Below are 19,132 nucleotides of genomic sequence, written 5' to 3'. Positions count from 1 at the left end.
CTAGGGAGAGCTATATGGCGAAAAAAAAGACTAAATTTATGTGTAAGTCCTGTGGTTATGAATCACCGAAGTGGATGGGGCGCTGTCCGGGCTGTGGTGAATGGAATACGATGGACGAAGAAGTAGAGATTGTGCAAAAGGGCCCGCGTGGCGCATTTCAGCATACAGAAAATGTACGTCAGAAGGCTATGCCAATCAGTGCAATTGAAACAGTAGAGGAGCCACGAGTAGGCACGGATTTAGAGGAGTTAAATCGTGTGCTTGGTGGTGGGATTGTGCCGGGCTCACTTATTCTTATCGGCGGTGATCCGGGGATTGGGAAGTCTACGTTATTACTGCAAGTGTCCTCACTCCTTGCAAACAAGGGGCAACGGGTGCTTTATATTTCGGGTGAGGAATCCATTCGCCAGACAAAACTGCGTGCAGAACGGCTAGGTGTTGCGTCCGATGAGTTGTATATTTACGCGGAAACAGATTTGGGGCAAATTCATGAAACTGTGGCGAATGTGAAACCACAATTTGTCATTGTGGACTCCATTCAAACGGTCCATCATCCTGAAGTGACGTCTGCGCCAGGAAGTGTGTCGCAAGTACGTGAGTGTACAGCGGAATTGATGCGTATCGCTAAAACGCAAAATATCGCCATCTTCCTTGTAGGGCATGTTACGAAAGACGGTCAGATTGCTGGGCCACGCTTGTTAGAGCATATGGTGGATACGGTTTTGTATTTTGAAGGCGAACGGCATCATACGTACCGAATTTTACGCAGTGTGAAAAATCGATTTGGTTCGACGAATGAAATTGCGATCTTTGAAATGCTGCAAGCAGGCTTGAAGGAGGTACTGAATCCATCCGAATTATTCCTGCAAGAAAGATCGCAAGGTGGGGCGGGTTCGACGATTGTTGCGTCAATGGAAGGAACGCGCCCCATCCTTGTTGAGATTCAAGCGCTTGTCACGCCATCTAGTTTTAACTACCCGAAACGAATGGCGACTGGACTTGACCAAAACCGTGTTTCGCTGTTGATGGCAGTGTTGGAAAAACGTATGGGGATGCTGTTACAGGCGCAGGATGCATATATTAAAGTAGCGGGTGGTGTAAAGCTTGATGAGCCAGCCATTGACCTGGCGGTGCTCATGAGCATTGTATCGAGCTACCGAGATACAGCGGCTGGCTTGGCGGATTGTTTTGTCGGCGAAGTTGGGCTGACGGGGGAAGTGCGTCGTGTTTCGCGGATTGACCAGCGTGTGACGGAAGCGGCTAAACTGGGCTTTGACCGTGCAATCATACCGGCGTCAAACCTTGGTGGCTGGGATTACCCGGAAGGAATTCAGGTAATAGGCGTTGAAACAGTAAGTGATGCCCTGAAAATAGCCTTTAAGAATTAGCCCGAGTGTAGGACTGTTGAGTAGGCAGTCCTATCTCTTCATATTCCTAAAGGAATGTTGGCAAACAAGGAACTATCAGCCGGCTAAAGAGTCCTATTAGGTGTAGTAGGCAAGTTTTTTGTCTCGTCCCAATCAAGGTGAAGGTAGGGGAGGCAGTGTATATTTATTATTAAAGGAGGTGCTTCATCATGTTGAAAAAAGTAGTTCAAGCATCATTTTTACTTACTGGAGGAACACTTGGCGTTTTATTTTTACCGCACTTATTTCTCTTATTTTCTTTTACTGACAACCCGGTGATCAATAATCCTTATGTTGCTGCAATTCTTGGAGCGGCAATCTTATTTGTCTTTAGCCTTTTTTTAACCATGCCAATTATCAATTTCATCAAGTGGTGGGAAGAGCGTCTGTTAAAAGCACCTATTTTTGACTTGTTATTTGGAACGATTGGGCTTGTTCTTGGACTGAGCGTTGCATTTCTTGTGAACTTTGGGTTGAATGGTATTCAAATTCCTGGGATTACATCGATATTATCGGTGTTACCGATCTTGTTATCCGTTTTGCTAGGATATTTAGGTTTCCAAGTAGGATTCAAGAAGCGTGAAGAGTTTATTAATGCGATGTATATGATGAAAAATGCGGGACCGAAAAAGAAAGAAGCAGAAGAAACGCCTGTTCCAACTAGTGGGAAGCTATACAAAATATTAGATACAAGTGTTATTATAGATGGTCGGATTGCTGATATTTCAGCAACTGGTTTTCTGGAAGGTGTGCTCGTTGTCCCACAATTTGTATTGACAGAGCTTCAGCATATTGCTGATTCCTCAGATACATTGAAACGAACGAAGGGGAGACGCGGATTAGACGTTCTGAAACGTATGCAGACGGATGATGGACCCAATATTTTAATTACAGATGAGGATTTCGCAGATGTCTCGGAAGTCGATTTGAAGCTAGTGCGCCTTGCGAAAAGCATGGGAGGACTTGTCGTAACAAATGATTTCAATTTGAACAAAGTGGCAGATTTGCACGGCGTTTCGGTGTTAAACATTAATGACCTTGCTAATGCTGTAAAGCCAGTTGTTATCCCAGGTGAAGATATGCATGTCGTTGTCATTAAAGACGGTAAAGAGCATAATCAAGGGATTGCATATTTGGACGATGGTACGATGATTGTTGTGGAAGATGGGAAGTTTCATATCGGCAATGCCATCGATGTCGTTGTGACAAGCGTGTTGCAAACGTCGGCAGGGAGAATGATTTTTGCGAAGCCTAAAAATAGCAAGCCATTAAAACTAAGTTAACAATCGTACAAAGAAAGACGGGGAAGTAATCATGGAGTATACAGTCATGATGCCGGCAGCCGGAAGTGGGCAGCGAATGGGTGCTGGCTACAATAAACTCTTTTTAGAGCTCGATGATAAGCCAATTCTTATTCATACACTCGATGTATTCGAAAAGGATCCTGCTTGCGTTGGCATGATTCTTGCTGTGAAGCCAGCAGAGCGGGAGCGCATTCAATCGATGCTTACGCAATTTAGCATTACAAAGGTCAAAGCGCTTGTTGCGGGGGGCAGTGAGCGGCAACAGAGCGTTGCTGCGTGTATTCGAGCGCATGGCGAGGGAGGCATCGTCCTTGTTCATGATGCGGCAAGGCCGTTTATTAGCCAATCTGTGATTTATGAACTCGTTCAGGTTGCGAAGGAACACGGTGCGGCAATTGCAGGCGTGCAAGCAAAGGATACGATGAAGTTTGCGCCTGTGGGCATCGTCGAAGAAACGGTAGATCGTAGCAAGTTGTGGATTATTCAGACGCCACAAGCGTTCCAATATACTGTGCTACAAAAGGCTGCGGAGAAGGCAGAGGCGGAAGCGTTTCTCGGTACGGATGAGTCCATGCTCGTTGAACGACTGGGCCATCCGGTACGGATTGTGGAAAGTACGTATGATAACGTCAAGATGACAACACAGGAAGATCTTGTATTTGGTGAGATTTTATTGAGAAGAAGGCAGGGGAACAAAGATGATTCGAGTCGGACAAGGTTTTGACGTGCATGAGTTTGCGGAAGGTCGTCCACTTATTATAGGTGGAATTACGATTCCATATGAGCGAGGGTTAACAGGCCATTCAGATGCAGATGTATTGTTGCATACGATTACGGATGCAGCATTGGGTGCGATTGGTGAGGGAGATATCGGACGTCATTTTCCTGATACAGATGCAGCGTTTAAAGATGCGGACTCTGCGGTTTTGTTAGAAAAAATTTGGGCGCTTGTAGAGGCTAAAGGGTATAAGTTGGGCAATATCGATTGTACGATTATGGCGCAAAGACCGAAAATGGCACCGCATATTGAAACGATTCGTCAGCGAGTAGCAGAGCTTTTACATGCGGATGTCACACAAGTCAATGTCAAGGCGACAACGACTGAAAAATTGGGCTTTGTCGGACGAGAAGAAGGCATCGCTTCAATGGCGACAATTTTACTTGTAAAGGCTTGACCTCTTTCAACTTGTTTCAGCAAAAGTCCCTCACTCCTATAGGCGACTAAATGGATGCTAAATATGCATTCATTCAGTGAGGGCTCAAACACTGGCTGAATCAAGTTGAAGCCTCCGGCGGATGTCACAGATTTTCAAGAGGAGCTAAGAAGGCAGTCTAAGTACGCGATGTCCTGTCGCAACGACTGCATGACCAACATCCTGTTGGCCCCAAGCTCGAAGAAATCTGGACGCAATTACGCCGAGGCGTAATTGATAACGAATCTAGTGAGTGGTAAAATATACAGTAAAGTATAGAACGGGAGATGTACAAATTATGACAACAGAAGTACGTGTGCGCTATGCACCAAGTCCAACCGGGCATTTACATATCGGTGGAGCAAGAACAGCCTTGTTTAACTATTTATTTGCACGCCATCATGATGGGAAATTCATCGTGCGTATCGAGGATACAGACACGGAGCGTAATATTGAAGCGGGGGAATTATCTCAGCTCGAAAACTTAAAATGGCTTGGTATCGATTATGATGAATCCGTTGATATCGGAGGTCCGTATGGTCCATATCGTCAAATGGAGCGTTTGGATATTTATACAAAGCACGCACAGGAAATGTTAGAGGGCGGCCAAGCGTATAAATGTTTCTGTACATCTGAACAATTGGAAGCAGAACGTGAACAGCAAAAGGCATCAGGCATCGCTGCTCCAATGTATGGCGGTACATGTCGTAACTTAACAGCGGAAGAAGTGGCGGAGAAAGAAGCAGCGGGTATTCCGCATACAATTCGTATGCGTGTACCTGGAAACGTGGTTTATAACGTAGAAGACCTCGTGCGTGGTACGGTGTCATTCGAATCGAAGGACATTGGTGACTGGGTGCTTGTGAAAGCAAATGGCATTCCAACATACAATTTCGCCGTTGTTTTTGATGATCATTACATGAAAATTTCGCATGTCTTCCGTGGTGAAGAGCATTTGACGAATACACCAAAACAATTGATGATTTTTGATGTTTTTGGGTGGGAGTATCCGCGTTACGGACATATGACGTTAATCGTCAATGAAGACCGTAAAAAGCTTTCGAAACGTGATGAGTCGATTATTCAATTCATCTCACAATATAAAGAGCTTGGTTATTTACCAAAAGCGATGTTCAACTTCTTTGCACTGCTTGGCTGGTCGCCAGGTGGGGAAGAAGAAATTTTCACTCACGATGAGCTGGTCAAATTGTTCGATGAAAGCCGTCTATCGAAATCGCCATCGATGTTCGACAAACAGAAATTGACATGGATGAACAACCAATATGTGAAAAAAATGAGCCTCGATGAAGTAGTGGAGTTGGCTTTACCACATCTGCAAAAAGCGGGTCTTGTTAAACAGGAAATGTCGGAACAAGAAAGTGCATGGGTACGTGATCTAATTGCACTTTACCATGACCAACTGAGTTTCGGAGCTGAGATTGTGGAGCTATCCGCCCAGTTCTTTAATGATGAATTGGAATATGATGAAGAATCCCAAGCGGTACTCGCTGGAGAACAAGTTCCTGAAGTAATGGCTTCGTTTAAAGCTCAACTAGAGGCGCTGGAAACTTTCGATGCAGATTCTATCAAGGTGGCAATTAAGGCTGTTCAAAAAGAAACAGGTCATAAAGGGAAAAATCTCTTCATGCCAATTCGCGTTGTCACAACAGGACAAACGCATGGTCCGGAACTGCAAGCTGCGATTGCACTCATCGGAAAAGAGAAATCCGTTGCGCGTGTTGCGAAATACGCTAAGGCGTAATTGATTTACATTGACTTTCAAGCGCAGGCGTGTGAGAATAACAACAATTAGTTTGCTTTAAAGAACGAAGTTTAAAACCGCGAGTAAGAGGAAGGTATCCTAAGTTCGCCGCGTCCTGCGGCAACGGATGCATAACTGGCATCCTGCCAGTCCTCGCAACAACTTCATGACCTACATCATGTAGGCCTAAGCTTTGAGAAGGAGAAGTACAGATTGCAAGCTCTTCAGAGAGGATCATCACCGGCTGTAAGTGATCCGTGCCGCTGCAATGTGGAAATGCACCTTTGAGTGCCGTGCCGAACGTTAAGTAGGCCGGACGCATCGCCAGCGTTATGGGCGTTAAGCGGGAAGGGTACGTACACCTTCCAAGCGGAGTGGAACCACGTATTCAATGCGTCTCTGTCATTTTTGACAGGGGCGCATTTTTTATCGTCTAGGCTTCAGCGCCTAGGGGCTCGGGGCGTTTCGGTCTTGCTGATAAAGGCAAAAAGCACCTTTATCTTCAAGCTCTCCAACGCCTGTCGCGCTTACGCTTTTGTTGTTTTGGGCTTTGTAGGATACGAGTCATGCAGTTATCGCCATGGGATTTGGTCGGTGTAGGCTGCGGATCTTGAAAATCGGGAGGGGGAAGTAAGTTGTTTAAAAGGATGAGGGAAGATATTCAATGCATATTTGATCAAGACCCGGCAGCGCGTAGTACGATTGAGGTTGTGCTTACCTACTCGGGTCTGCATGCGACGTGGTCACACCGTATTGCCCATGCGTTATACAAGAAAAAACTCTTATTTCTTGCGCGGGCGGTCTCGCAAGTTAGCCGTTTCTTTACGGGTATTGAAATTCATCCAGGCGCACAAATTGGGAGAAGATTTTTTATCGACCATGGGATGGGTGTTGTCATTGGGGAGACGTGCGAAATTGGTAATGACGTTACCCTTTACCAAGGTGTTACGCTCGGTGGAACGGGTAAAGAGAAAGGGAAGCGCCATCCAACGCTTTGTGATAATGTCCTTGTTGCGTCGGGGGCAAAGGTGCTTGGTTCCATTACGATTGGAGAAAATAGTAAAGTTGGAGCGGGTTCGGTTGTGTTAAAAGATGTCCCGTCTGACTCGACGGTTGTTGGCATTCCGGGAACAGTCGTTATTTCGAATGGTGTAAAAGTAAAAGGTAAATACGATCACCAAGACATTCCGGATCCGGTGGCGGATAAATGCCAGATGCTTGAAAATCAAATTACGCACTTAACAGATCGACTTGAACAACTAGAGCAACAGCAGGTAAAGGAAGGGGAATTACGATGAGCATTCAAATTTATAATACGCTTACGCGGAAGAAAGAGCCGTTCATTCCAATGGAGGAAGGCAAAGTGAAGATGTATGTTTGTGGCCCAACGGTTTACAACTACATCCATATCGGGAATGCCCGTCCAGTTATCGTTTTTGATACAGTGCGCCGTTATTTAGAGTACCGTGGATATGATGTGAAGTACGTTTCGAATTTCACGGACGTTGACGATAAGATTATTAATACAGCTAAAGAGCTAGGTGAAGAAGTTGGCGAGCTGACAGACCGTTTTATCAACGCGTATTTTGAAGACGTTGAAGCGCTTGGTTGCGGCAAGGCTGACGTGCACCCGCGCGTAACGGATCATATCGAGGACATCGTTGAATTTGTGAAAGTATTGGTTGATAAGGGTTATGCGTATGAATCGCAAGGCGATGTGTATTATCGTACGCGCAAGTTTGACGGCTATGGAAAACTGTCACACCAATCGACAGATGAATTGAAAATTGGCGCGCGCATTGAAGAAGGCGTCAAGAAAGAGAATTCGCTCGACTTTGCGTTGTGGAAGGCGGCAAAGGAAGGCGAAATTTCATGGGAAAGCCCGTGGGGAGCTGGGCGTCCAGGCTGGCATATCGAATGTTCAGTAATGGCAAGAGAGCATCTTGGCGATACGATGGATATTCATGCAGGTGGACAGGATTTAGCGTTCCCACACCATGAGAATGAAATTGCGCAATCTGAGGCGATGACGGGTAAACCGTTTGCGAAGTATTGGATGCACAACGGCTATATCAATATTGACAATGAAAAAATGTCGAAATCACTTGGCAACTTTGTGTTGGTCAATGATATTCGGAAGCAGATTGATCCAAAGGTACTTCGTTTCTTTATTCTTTCTGTGCAATATAGACATCCAGTTAACTTTTCACAAGATCTTGTTGAAAGTGCAAAGAATGGCTTGGAGCGTGTGCAGACGGCGTATGCCAATTTGAAGCATCGTTTGGAAGCATCGGCAGACTTAGGCGATCAGCAAGATATGTGGATGCATAAGGTGCAAGCGTGCAAAGAGGATTTTGAGGTAGCGATGGACGATGACTTTAATACGGCAAATGCAATTGCCGTGATTTTCGAACTTGCGAAGTTGGCAAACGTCTATTTACTAGAGAAGAATACACAGCAGGCTGTACTTGAACAATTTGTGCAGACGTTTGATGATTTGATGGGTGTTCTTGGCTTACCATTCAATGATGAGGCTGATTTATTGGATGCAGATATTGAAGCATTGATTGAAGAACGATTGGAAGCGCGCCGTAATCGTGATTTCAAACGTTCGGATGAGATTCGTGAGGAATTGAAGGCGCAGGGAATTGTGCTCGAGGATACAGCGCAAGGTACACGTTGGAAAAGAGGATGAGTAAAATGTATAGCTTGCGTGACGTAGATGTGAAACAACTGAATGCATTGGCGTTGGCGTATATGGGAGATGCGGTATATGAGCAGGCGGTGCGAGAGCATCTCCTGCGTTCAGGTCGTGTCAAACCGAATATTTTGCATCGAGAGGCGACGCGTTATGTTTCTGCGAAGTCGCAAGCGGCGGTTGTGAAAATGATGCAGGAATCAGATTTTTTAACAGAGGAAGAGCAGGCGGTTATGAGGCGTGGACGCAATGCGAAGTCGGGGTCAGTGCCTAAAAACACCGATGTCGTGACGTACAATTACAGTTCAGCGTTCGAAGCGGTAATCGGGTTTTTACATTTGCTTGGTAGGACAGAGAGAGTGGCGGAACTAATTAGTGAATCAATCGCATTTATCGAAAAACCGAAAGAGGAGGGGACACAATGACAGAACAAGAAGCTGAATTGATTGGTGGGAAAAATCCTATCGTTGAAGCACTGCGTTCAGGTAGAGAGTTGAATAAAATCTGGATTGCGGAAGGGTTAAACAAGAAAAGTATCGGTGAAATACTAGCGCTTGCAAAAGAAGCAGGCGTGATTGTACAAGCTGTGCCGAAACAAAAGCTAGATGGCATGCTGGATGTGAATCATCAAGGCATTATTGCATCAGTTGCGGCTTATAAGTATGCGGAGTTGGAAGATCTCTTTAGCGTGGCGGCGAAACGTGGAGAAGATCCTTTGTTCGTGATTCTCGATGAACTTGAAGATCCTCATAATTTAGGGTCTATCTTACGGACGGCTGATGCAACGGGGGTACATGGTATTATTATTCCGAAGCGCCGCTCTGTAGGGCTTACCGGCGTTGTTGCAAAAGCATCGACGGGAGCGATTGAACATGTCCCTGTTGTGCGGGTGAATAATTTGTCGCAGACGGTGGAGGAATTGAAAAAACGTGGTGTCTGGATCGCGGGTACGGACGCTGCAAAATCGGCGGATTATAGACAGATGGATGCCACTTTACCGCTCGCTGTTATTATCGGAAGCGAAGGGAAAGGCATGTCGCGGATTTTAAAAGAAAAATGCGATTTCCTCTATCATCTACCGATGGTTGGGCATGTGACATCGCTCAACGCTTCAGTCGCAGCCTCCCTGTTAATGTATGAAGTGTTGCGCAAGCGCCAACCGCTTCATACAGGCAGATGAAAACAGACATACTCCTCGTCGACGGCTATAATGTCATCGGTGCATGGGAGGAATTGCGCCAGATGAAACAAGAGCGACTTGCCGATGCACGTAATCGTCTAATAGAGCGAATGGCGGAGTACAAAGCGCATACAGGATGGCGTGTCATTATAGTGTTCGATGCGTATTTGACGCCGGGAATTGAAACGAAAATGCGGCAGTTTGATGTCGAGGTCGTTTTTACGCGGGAAAACGAAACGGCGGACGAGCGTATTGAAAAATTGGTTTCCGAATTGAGCGGTCGCCGTGTGCAACTTCATGTAGCAACCTCAGATTTTACAGAACAATGGGTTGTTTTTGCACAAGGTGCGCTCCGGAAATCGGCGCGAGAACTCGAAATTGAAATGGATGAAATCGATAAAATGATCACGGCAAAAGTGAAGGGGATTCAGGAACGGCGCCCATTTTCGAAAATTCCGTTGTCGGATGAAGTTGCGGAAATATTTGAAAAGTGGCGACGTGGAATGAAATGAACGGTTGACGCAAAAATTTTCCATACTGTATACTTGTTAAAATAGCGATAACGAACCGGGGTGATCCAGTTGGTGGAAAAGACATATGTTGGTGGCGGCTTATTAGATTTCACAGGACTTTCCGATGAGGAAATCATAACGACTATTCACGCAGGGAATACGGATGCGCTTGATTTTTTAATTACGAAGTATCAATCGTTCGTTAGATTGAAAGCGCGCTCATATTTTTTAATGGGTGGAGATCGAGAGGATATCATCCAAGAAGGTATGATTGGTCTTTACAAGGCGATTCGTGATTTTAAAGAAGATCGGTTAAGTTCATTCAAAGCATTTGCGGAACTGTGCATTACAAGGCAAATCATTACAGCTATTAAGACCGCTACAAGGCAAAAGCACATTCCGCTGAACACATCCGTTTCGTTAGATAAGCCTGTTTTTGATGAAGAATCTGATCGTACACTTCTCGATGTGATTGCAGGGCCGCTTCTGGATGATCCTGAGGATTTCATGATTCATAAGGAAGATTTTATCCAAATGGAAGACGAGATGAATAAAGTATTGAGTGGATTGGAAAAACAAGTGTTAGCGCTTTACTTGGAGGGGCAGTCTTATCAAGAGATTTCGGACGAGCTAAACAGACAAGTGAAGTCTGTGGACAATGCGCTTCAGCGGATAAAACGCAAACTTGAGCGCTATATGCAAGTGGATGCAGTGCGCTAATCATCTGTTTCCATCGTATTGACAGCGTAGATGTTAGATGGTACTCTTTAGCAAGACTATGAGTCGTATAGGGTGAGAAAAATGTCTAAAAAAATTAGTTTAAGTTGTGATACATGCGGATCGCGGAATTACTCCGTACCGGCAAGCAAGAGTAAGCCAACAGAACGTTTGTCGTTGAAGAAATTTTGCAGTCATTGCAATGGACATACAATGCATAAACAGACAGCGTAAGACGACTTGTCTATGCTAAGCATTATATATTTTATTCGGAGGTTTACAGTCTAATGAGCAAGTTAACGGGTTTTTTCAAAGACGTAGTCTCGGAAATGAGAAAGGTCAGTTGGCCGAAGCGTAAAGAATTGACGCGCTATACAATCGTCGTTCTTTCAACAGTTGTCTTTATGGCGATTTACTTCGGACTTGTTGATTTTGGCATTTCACGGGTAATGAAATGGTATCTTGCGTTATAATTTAAGTAGCATGAATAATCCCCTTGAAAAATATCCCGTCTGACAGTATGAACGGGTTTTTTTCAATTGTCTAGACGCTGGTCACTTATTTTTGTATGGAGAAGGAGGGACGGACGCAAAGTCCTTGTTATTATGGATATGGAAAAGAATTGGTATGTAGTGCACACGTATTCTGGTTATGAAAATAAGGTGAAAGCCAATCTGGAAAAACGTGTTGAAACAATGGGTATGCAAGACAAAATTTTCCGAGTTGTTATTCCTGAAGAAGAGGAAACGGATTTCAAAGATGGTAAGAAGCGCACAATGATGAAAAAGACGTTCCCTGGATACGTTCTTGTAGAAATTATTATGACGGACGATTCGTGGTACGTTGTACGAAATACGCCAGGCGTAACAGGTTTTATCGGCTCATCAGGTGGAGGTGCTAAGCCGACGCCATTGCTACCGGAAGAAGTAGAGTTCATCCTTAAACAAATGGGTGTTGCAGAACGCAAAGGTGAAGTTGCCTATGAAGTTGGCGAAATTGTACAAGTACTTGAAGGGCCGTTTGCACACTTTGAAGGTAAAGTGGAAGAAATCGACGAAGACAAAGGCAAAGTAAAAGTGACCGTTGATATGTTTGGCAGAGAAACAAAAATGGAACTTGACTTTGAACAAGTTGAAAAATTGTAGTCCGTTTGCACTTGCAAACTTTGCAAAATAGTGGTATCATTTCAAAGGTCAGACTGTAAACTGTCAGTCTGGGCAAATTAAACATACTACCAGCGTATGCTGGCAGGCACATATTGAGTGGGAGGGGCGACCCTATTACCACATCACGGACTTAAGGAGGTGTGTCTCGTGGCTAAAAAAGTTATCAAAGTTGTTAAATTGCAAATTCCTGCTGGAAAAGCGAACCCGGCTCCACCAGTTGGACCAGCGCTAGGTCAAGCAGGTGTGAACATCATGGGATTCTGTAAAGAATTCAATGCGCGTACAGCAGATCAAGCAGGTCTTATTATTCCTGTTGAAATTTCTGTATTCGAGGACCGTTCATTCACATTTATTACAAAAACTCCACCGGCAGCAGTATTGCTGAAGGTTGCAGCCAATCTTCAAAAAGGTTCAGGTGAACCGAATAAAAAGAAGGTTGCTACTGTGAAACGTGATAAAGTTCGCGAAATCGCAGAACAAAAAATGCCAGACCTAAACGCAGCATCAGTTGAAGCAGCGATGGCAATGGTTGAAGGTACTGCACGCAGTATGGGAATCACGATCGAAGACTGATTCCAATCTTGTAAAGCGGTGTTTCTTTGTAGTGGGGGTTGCGCTTGTTCTTTAGGACACGCAACCCTTATTCGTGGGAGGTTCAATCCGTTAAAACCACAAACGAGGAGGAAATTTTAAATGGCTAAAAGAGGTAAAAAGTTCGTAGAAGCTGCGAAGCTTGTAGATCGCATGGCGGCATACGACGTAAAAGAAGCGATTGAACTCGCTAAAAAAACGAGCACAGTAAACTTCGACGCAACAGTTGAAGTAGCATTCCGTCTAGGAATTGACACTCGTAAAAACGATCAGCAAATCCGTGGAGCAGTTGTGCTTCCAAACGGAACTGGTAAAACTCAACGTGTTCTTGTTTTCGCTAAAGGCGAAAAACTTAAAGAAGCAGAAGCTGCAGGTGCAGACTTTGCAGGGGACGCGGAATATATTACTAAAATCCAACAAGGTTGGTTCGATTTCGACGTTATCGTTGCGACACCTGACATGATGGGTGAAGTAGGTAAAATTGGTCGTGTTCTTGGGCCAAAAGGACTTATGCCGAACCCGAAAACAGGCACAGTTACGTTTGACGTAACAAAAGCAATCGAAGAAATCAAAGCAGGTAAAGTTGAATACCGTGCAGACAAAGCGGGAATCATCCACGCACCAATCGGTAAAGTTTCTTTCGATAACGAAAAATTGGAAGAAAACTTAGCGACTGTGTTTGACGTAATTCAAAAAGCGAAACCTGCAGCAGCAAAAGGCACATACATGAAGTCTGTTAACTTAACGACTACAATGGGTCCTGCTGTGAAAATTGATCCTTCAAGCGTAGTAATCAAAAACTAATATTGACACATCGTTAGTCTTCTGGTAAGATGACTTCTGTTGTGAATATAACCATTTGTACCGTAGACAGTAGGAGTGGCATGCCACTTAAAATTCCTACCGAGGACAAGACGCTCTTTTTTTAAGATGACGACTTTTCTGCCCTCGTGTCTACACTATGTAGATGTGAGGGCTTTTCATATCGGTATAAGTGACCCCAAATTTTTAGGAGGTGTCCAGATGAGCAAAGTATTAGAAGCTAAACAAGCAGTAGTTGGTGAAATTGCGGATAAGTTGAAAGCATCAGCTTCCGTAGTTGTAGTTGACTACCGTGGTCTAACTGTTAGCCAAGTTACGGAACTTCGTAAACAGCTTCGTGATGCAGGTATTGACTTTAAAGTTTACAAAAACTCAATGTCACGCCGTGCTGCCGAAGCTGCAGGACTTGAAGGGTTGAACGAATACCTTACAGGACCAAACGCAATCGCGTTTTCAACTGAGGACGTTGTTGCTCCTGCAAAAATCCTTAACGATTTTGCAAAAGCAAACGACAAACTTGAAATCAAAGCAGGTATCATTGAAGGTGCAATTGCAACAGAAGCAGACGTTAAAGCGTTGGCGGAACTTCCATCACGCGACGGTCTACTTTCTATGCTACTCAGCGTACTTCAAGCGCCAATGCGCAACTTCGCACTTGCAACAAAAGCTGTTGCAGAGCAAAAAGAAGAACAAGGCGCTTAATCAAGCAGCCTGAAATACAACTTGCGAGCTAAGGCTCGACAAAACAACTATTAGGAGGAAAATATAATGACTAACGCACAAATCCTTGAAGCAATCAAAGAAATGACAGTTCTTGAACTAAACGACCTTGTAAAAGCAATCGAAGAAGAGTTCGGCGTAACAGCTGCAGCTCCAGTTGCAATGATGGGTGGAGCTGGTGGCGGAGACGCTGCTGCTGAGCAAACAGAATTCGACGTAATTCTTGCATCTGCTGGAGATCAAAAAATCAAAGTTATCAAAGCTGTTCGTGAAATCACTGGCCTAGGCTTGAAAGAAGCGAAAGAAGTAGTTGATAACGCTCCAAAAGCAATCAAAGAAGGCGTATCTAAAGAAGAAGCAGAAGAGATGAAAGCGAAACTTGAAGAAGTTGGCGCAGCAATCGAACTTAAGTAATTTTGAATAATGAAGAAAAGCCTGCCGAATTCGGACGGGCTTTTCTTCGTTTTTTTATCTTCATTCATCTTGCTGTTTGATGGAGGTGGAGTTGATACGACTTTCTTGTGCTGTTCGGCGGATGTCGTGGGTTTTGAAGGGGGGGCAAAGGAAGGGAGGTTGTCTAAGTTCGTAGCGACTTTGTGACTTTTATCCTATAGGCCTCGAATTCGATTTGAAATCTAGATGTAAATACGCTGAGGTATAAATGAACTGGAGGGTGGACATAAATGTCTGACCATTACTATTCGAAAAATCCTACTGTGAAAAGTGACCCGAAAGACTGGTTGACGGTGTTGCGTGGTAAAACGCTACGTTTTAAGACGGATGCTGGTGTATTCAGTAAAGGAGAAGTGGACTTCGGTTCGCGGCTCTTGGCAGAATCTTTTGTAGCACCTGAGCCGGAAGGGGCGATTCTTGACGTCGGTTGTGGCTATGGTCCGATTGGTCTATCGATCGGCGCATCTTTTCCCGAACGGAACGTCCATATGGTGGATGTGAATGAACGGGCGCTTGCTCTTGCGGCGCATAATGCAAAACAGAATGACATCGCGAATGTGGTGATCTATCCAAGCGATGCGTTATCGGCTGTAGAAGCAGAGGGGTTTGCTGCGATTTTAACAAACCCGCCAATCCGTGCAGGAAAAGAGACGGTCTTTAATTTTTATGCAGGTGCATTTGCAAAGTTGCGAGTGGGTGGCGAGTTGTGGGTAGTTATCCAGAAGAAGCAGGGGGCGCCTTCGACGATGGATCGATTGACGGAGCTTTTCGGAAACGTGGAAACGGTGGTTAAGAAAAAAGGTTATTTCATTTTGAAAGCCCAAAAGTCTTGACGGTGAAGAATAGTTGTGATAATGTTGTAAAATGCATAAATTATTATAATGCGGTCGTATGCCCTTTTGCATGAAAAGTAGTCATAAAAGGGATACTGATAATGTATACAAGTTTGTCAAACCGAAAATGAGCTCTTGCCGGAACTCGTTTTCTTTTTGTTTTTTTCGATATCATACACCATTTTTATGATTTCGCAAAGAACTATTATTGTTTTATGAGGGGTGAAAGAGTTGACAGGTCATTTAGTTAAGTATGGTCAACACCGTCAGCGTAGAAGTTTCGCGCGGATCAGCGAAGTGCTCGATTTGCCGAATCTAATTGAAATCCAGACGGCATCTTATGAGTGGTTTTTAGAAGAAGGGTTACGGGAAATGTTCCGTGATATCTCCCCGATTCAAGACTTTACAGGAAACCTAGCGCTGGAATTCATCGATTATCAACTTGGAGAACCTAAGTATCCGGTGGATGAATCGAAAGAACGTGACGTAACATTTGCTGCACCACTTCGTGTGAAAGTGCGCTTGCACAACAAGGAAACTGAAGAAGTAAAAGAACAAGATGTCTTCATGGGCGATTTCCCGTTGATGACTGAAAACGGTACGTTTGTTATTAACGGAGCGGAGCGAGTAATCGTTTCTCAGTTAGTCCGTTCACCGAGTGTTTACTTCAATGATAAGACTGACAAAAACGGAAAGCGTGGTTTCGGTGCAACGGTTATTCCGAACCGTGGTGCATGGCTTGAGTATGAAACTGACGCGAAAGACGTTGTTCATGTCCGAATTGACCGCACACGGAAATTACCGGTTACAGTACTACTTCGTGCACTAGGCTTTTCATCTGACCAAGAAATCATTGATTTGATAGGTGATAACGAGTACTTACGTAATACGCTTGAAAAAGATAATACGGAAAGCTCGGAAAAAGCTTTGCTTGAAATTTACGAACGACTTCGCCCAGGTGAGCCACCAACGCTAGATAGTGCGAAGAACCTTTTGTTCTCTCGTTTCTTCGACGCAAAAAGGTATGACCTAGCGAATGTTGGGCGCTATAAGATGAATAAGAAACTTCATGCACAAAACCGCTTGTTCAACCAAACTGTGGCTGAAACGCTAGTCGATCCTGAAACAGGGGAGATTTTGCTGGAGAAAGATCAGCTTATTGACCGTCGTACATTGGATCGTTTGCTTCCACACTTGGAAAATGGAATCGGTTTTGAGGAGATTTCGCATTCAAGCGGAGTACTCGATGAAAACATCACGATTCAATCCATTAAGATATACTCTCCAAAAAGTGAAGAAAAACAAGTCATCAACGTGATTTCTAACGCTTATGTCGATGAATCTGTTAAGCATGTAACGCCTGCAGACATCGTTGCATCAATCAGCTATTTCTTCAACCTTCTTCATGGTGTTGGAAATACGGACGATATTGACCATCTCGGGAATCGTCGTCTCCGTTCTGTCGGGGAACTTCTTCAAAACCAATTCCGTATCGGACTTTCCCGTATGGAACGCGTGGTAAAAGAACGTATGTCTATTAACGACACACAATCGATCGTACCGCAGCAACTGATTAACATTCGCCCGGTTATCGCTTCGATTAAAGAGTTCTTCGGAAGCTCACAATTGTCGCAGTTCATGGATCAGACGAACCCGCTAGCAGAATTGACACATAAACGTAGACTATCTGCGCTCGGACCCGGTGGTTTAACACGGGAACGTGCAGGTATGGAAGTACGTGACGTTCACTACTCTCACTACGGTCGTATGTGTCCAATTGAAACGCCAGAGGGCCCGAACATTGGACTTATCAACTCGCTTTCAACATTTGCGAAAGTGAACAAGTTTGGTTTCATTGAAACGCCGTATCGAAAAGTCGACCCTGTAACAGGTCAAGTGACAACGCAGATCGACTACTTAACGGCTGATGTGGAAGATAACTATGTTGTTGCGCAAGCAAATGCAATCCTTGCTGAAGATGGCTCTTTCGTCAATGACGAAATTGTAGGTCGTTTCCAAGGGGATAATACTGTATTTAAACGTGAACAAATCGACTACATGGATGTATCGCCAAAACAAGTAGTGTCAGCTGCGACTGCTTGTATTCCATTCCTAGAAAATGATGACTCGAACCGTGCGCTTATGGGAGCGAACATGCAACGTCAAGCTGTTCCACTTCTGAACCCGGAAGCACCTTTTGTTGGAACGGGGATGGAGCACGTATCAGCACGTGACTCTGGAGCCGCGGTTCTAGCAAAATTCGATGGAATTGTTGAGCATGTTGAAGCGAAAGAAATCCGCGTTCGCCGCATCGAAACGGTAGATGGTAAAGAGGTAAAAGGTGATCTTACGATTTACCGTCTTGAAAACTTTATCCGTTCAAACCAAGGGACATGTTATAACCAACGTCCAATTATCAGCGTAGGCGACCGCGTGAAGCCACTTGATATTTTGGCAGATGGACCTTCGATGGAACAAGGAGAGCTTGCGCTTGGGCGTAACGTTCTGACGGCCTTCATGACATGGGACGGCTTCAACTATGAGGATGCCATTATCATGAGTGAGCGTCTCGTAAAAGACGATGTATTTACTTCGGTGCATATCGAAGAATACGAATCTGAAGCGAGAGACACGAAGCTTGGACCGGAAGAAATTACGCGAGATATTCCAAACGTAGGTGAAGATGCTCTTCGCAACTTGGATGACCGCGGAATTATCCGTGTTGGAGCCGAAGTGCGGGATGGCGATATTCTTGTTGGGAAAGTGACTCCGAAAGGTGTAACGGAACTGACTGCGGAAGAACGACTTCTACACGCAATCTTTGGTGAAAAAGCACGTGAAGTTCGTGATACATCTCTTCGTGTACCGCATGGTGCAGGTGGAATTGTACTAGACGTTAAAGTGTTCAACCGTGAAGATGGCGACGAGCTACCACCAGGCGTTAACCAGTTAGTCCGTGCATATATCGTCCAAAAACGGAAAATTTCCGTTGGGGATAAAATGGCCGGACGTCACGGAAACAAAGGGGTAATTTCTCGTATCTTACCTGAATCAGATATGCCGTACTTACCAGACGGTACGCCAATCGATGTCATGCTTAACCCGCTTGGGGTACCATCACGTATGAACATCGGACAGGTTCTCGAAATGCACCTTGGTATGGCATCACGTAGCATAGGTGTCCATATGGCTTCGCCTGTATTTGACGGAGCGAACGAAGAGGACGTTTGGGAAACGATGGAAGAGGCTGGAATGGACCGTGACGGAAAAACAATTCTGTATGATGGCCGTTCTGGTGAAGCGTTTGACAACCGTGTATCTGTTGGTGTCATGTACTTGATCAAACTGGCGCACATGGTTGACGATAAGCTTCACGCTCGTTCTACTGGACCATACTCACTTGTTACGCAACAACCATTGGGTGGTAAAGCTCAATTCGGTGGTCAGCGCTTCGGGGAGATGGAAGTGTGGGCACTTGAAGCATATGGTGCCGCTTATACACTTCAAGAGATTCTGACTGTGAAGTCGGATGACGTTGTAGGACGTGTGAAAACGTACGAATCGATTGTTAAAGGTGAAAGTGTTCCACAACCAGGTGTTCCTGAATCATTCAAAGTTCTTATTAAAGAACTTCAGAGCTTGGGCTTGGACGTGAAGATGCTGTCACTCGATTTAGAAGAAATCGAGTTGCGTGATCTTGACGAAGATGATGATATGCAACCAACAGACGCTTTGAATCTTATAAAAGAAGATCAGACAGTCTAATTTATGAACC

20 protein-coding genes and 1 other annotated feature are annotated in these 19,132 nt (G+C 44.7%); all 20 genes read left to right on the top strand.

All coding sequences use genetic code 11. From position 1 onward, the window contains the following. Positions 1-14 precede the first annotated feature (14 nt). The 20 genes from radA (at position 15) to rpoB (ending at position 19,122) form a co-directional block, all read left to right on the top strand. Positions 15-1,388 (top strand): DNA repair protein RadA, encoded by a 1,374-nt coding sequence (radA, locus tag MKY34_RS02670; protein WP_342513711.1) that lies wholly within the window; start codon positions 15-17, stop codon positions 1,386-1,388. 188 nt (positions 1,389-1,576) lie between these two features. Then, positions 1,577-2,689 (top strand): PIN/TRAM domain-containing protein, encoded by a 1,113-nt coding sequence (locus tag MKY34_RS02665; RefSeq protein ID WP_342513710.1) that lies wholly within the window; start codon positions 1,577-1,579, stop codon positions 2,687-2,689. A 31-nt stretch (positions 2,690-2,720) separates the two neighbouring features. Then, the gene (gene ispD, locus MKY34_RS02660) at positions 2,721-3,434 is read left to right on the top strand and encodes a 2-C-methyl-D-erythritol 4-phosphate cytidylyltransferase (RefSeq protein WP_342513709.1); all 714 of its coding nucleotides are present in this window, start codon (positions 2,721-2,723) and stop codon (positions 3,432-3,434) included. Further along, positions 3,409-3,885: a 2-C-methyl-D-erythritol 2,4-cyclodiphosphate synthase gene (ispF, locus tag MKY34_RS02655; protein ID WP_342513708.1), complete on the top strand. Its 477-nt coding sequence runs from the start codon at positions 3,409-3,411 to the stop codon at positions 3,883-3,885. Before ispD ends, ispF begins: the two co-directional genes overlap by 26 nt. Before the next feature lie 316 nt (positions 3,886-4,201). Further along, the gene (gene gltX, locus MKY34_RS02650; RefSeq protein ID WP_342513707.1) at positions 4,202-5,665 is read left to right on the top strand and encodes a glutamate--tRNA ligase; all 1,464 of its coding nucleotides are present in this window, start codon (positions 4,202-4,204) and stop codon (positions 5,663-5,665) included. Between the two features lie 635 nt (positions 5,666-6,300). Next, positions 6,301-6,963, top strand: a complete 663-nt coding sequence (cysE, locus tag MKY34_RS02645; protein WP_342513706.1) for a serine O-acetyltransferase — start codon at positions 6,301-6,303, stop codon at positions 6,961-6,963. Then, on the top strand, positions 6,960-8,360 hold the full coding sequence (gene cysS / locus MKY34_RS02640; RefSeq protein ID WP_342513705.1) for a cysteine--tRNA ligase: 1,401 nt from the start codon (positions 6,960-6,962) through the stop codon (positions 8,358-8,360). The genes cysE and cysS overlap by 4 nt, the downstream gene beginning before the upstream one ends. A gap of 5 nt (positions 8,361-8,365) precedes the next feature. Beyond that, positions 8,366-8,788, top strand: a complete 423-nt coding sequence (locus MKY34_RS02635) for a Mini-ribonuclease 3 (RefSeq protein WP_342513704.1) — start codon at positions 8,366-8,368, stop codon at positions 8,786-8,788. Beyond that, positions 8,785-9,543 carry a 23S rRNA (guanosine(2251)-2'-O)-methyltransferase RlmB gene (gene rlmB, locus MKY34_RS02630; protein ID WP_342513703.1) on the top strand — a complete coding sequence of 253 codons (759 nt, stop codon included), beginning with the start codon at positions 8,785-8,787 and terminating at the stop codon, positions 9,541-9,543. The genes MKY34_RS02635 and rlmB overlap by 4 nt, the downstream gene beginning before the upstream one ends. Then, positions 9,540-10,055, top strand: coding sequence for an NYN domain-containing protein (locus tag MKY34_RS02625; RefSeq protein ID WP_342513702.1), 516 nt, complete (start codon positions 9,540-9,542; stop codon positions 10,053-10,055). Before rlmB ends, MKY34_RS02625 begins: the two co-directional genes overlap by 4 nt. A gap of 72 nt (positions 10,056-10,127) precedes the next feature. Beyond that, positions 10,128-10,775: an RNA polymerase sporulation sigma factor SigH gene (gene sigH / locus MKY34_RS02620; RefSeq protein WP_342513701.1), complete on the top strand. Its 648-nt coding sequence runs from the start codon at positions 10,128-10,130 to the stop codon at positions 10,773-10,775. A gap of 81 nt (positions 10,776-10,856) precedes the next feature. Continuing rightward, positions 10,857-11,006, top strand: coding sequence for a 50S ribosomal protein L33 (rpmG, locus tag MKY34_RS02615; RefSeq protein ID WP_342513700.1), 150 nt, complete (start codon positions 10,857-10,859; stop codon positions 11,004-11,006). 53 nt (positions 11,007-11,059) lie between these two features. Further along, positions 11,060-11,245 carry a preprotein translocase subunit SecE gene (gene secE, locus MKY34_RS02610; RefSeq protein ID WP_342513699.1) on the top strand — a complete coding sequence of 62 codons (186 nt, stop codon included), beginning with the start codon at positions 11,060-11,062 and terminating at the stop codon, positions 11,243-11,245. A 138-nt stretch (positions 11,246-11,383) separates the two neighbouring features. Next, a complete protein-coding gene (nusG, locus tag MKY34_RS02605; RefSeq protein ID WP_342515173.1) occupies positions 11,384-11,917 on the top strand; it encodes a transcription termination/antitermination protein NusG in 534 nt (177 codons plus the stop codon). 168 nt (positions 11,918-12,085) lie between these two features. Beyond that, positions 12,086-12,511 carry a 50S ribosomal protein L11 gene (rplK, locus tag MKY34_RS02600; protein WP_342513698.1) on the top strand — a complete coding sequence of 142 codons (426 nt, stop codon included), beginning with the start codon at positions 12,086-12,088 and terminating at the stop codon, positions 12,509-12,511. 120 nt (positions 12,512-12,631) lie between these two features. Next, positions 12,632-13,333, top strand: a complete 702-nt coding sequence (rplA, locus tag MKY34_RS02595; RefSeq protein ID WP_342513697.1) for a 50S ribosomal protein L1 — start codon at positions 12,632-12,634, stop codon at positions 13,331-13,333. A 42-nt stretch (positions 13,334-13,375) separates the two neighbouring features. Next, positions 13,376-13,521 (top strand) — a sequence feature (ribosomal protein L10 leader region). 31 nt (positions 13,522-13,552) lie between these two features. Continuing rightward, entirely contained in the window at positions 13,553-14,053 is a 501-nt protein-coding gene (gene rplJ, locus MKY34_RS02590) for a 50S ribosomal protein L10 (RefSeq protein WP_342513696.1), read from the top strand. 66 nt (positions 14,054-14,119) lie between these two features. Continuing rightward, a complete protein-coding gene (gene rplL / locus MKY34_RS02585; RefSeq protein WP_342513695.1) occupies positions 14,120-14,485 on the top strand; it encodes a 50S ribosomal protein L7/L12 in 366 nt (121 codons plus the stop codon). 269 nt (positions 14,486-14,754) lie between these two features. Continuing rightward, complete coding sequence (locus MKY34_RS02580) at positions 14,755-15,357, top strand: class I SAM-dependent methyltransferase (RefSeq protein WP_342513694.1); 603 nt, start codon at positions 14,755-14,757, stop codon at positions 15,355-15,357. Between the two features lie 222 nt (positions 15,358-15,579). After that, positions 15,580-19,122 carry a DNA-directed RNA polymerase subunit beta gene (gene rpoB, locus MKY34_RS02575; RefSeq protein WP_342513693.1) on the top strand — a complete coding sequence of 1,181 codons (3,543 nt, stop codon included), beginning with the start codon at positions 15,580-15,582 and terminating at the stop codon, positions 19,120-19,122. The last annotated feature ends 10 nt before the right edge of the window (positions 19,123-19,132 follow it).

Origin of the sequence: Sporosarcina sp. FSL K6-1522 (genome assembly GCF_038622445.1) — a bacterium.
In the GTDB taxonomy this organism is placed as follows: domain Bacteria; phylum Bacillota; class Bacilli; order Bacillales_A; family Planococcaceae; genus Sporosarcina.
This window is presented reverse-complemented; position numbering and strand designations above follow the sequence as displayed.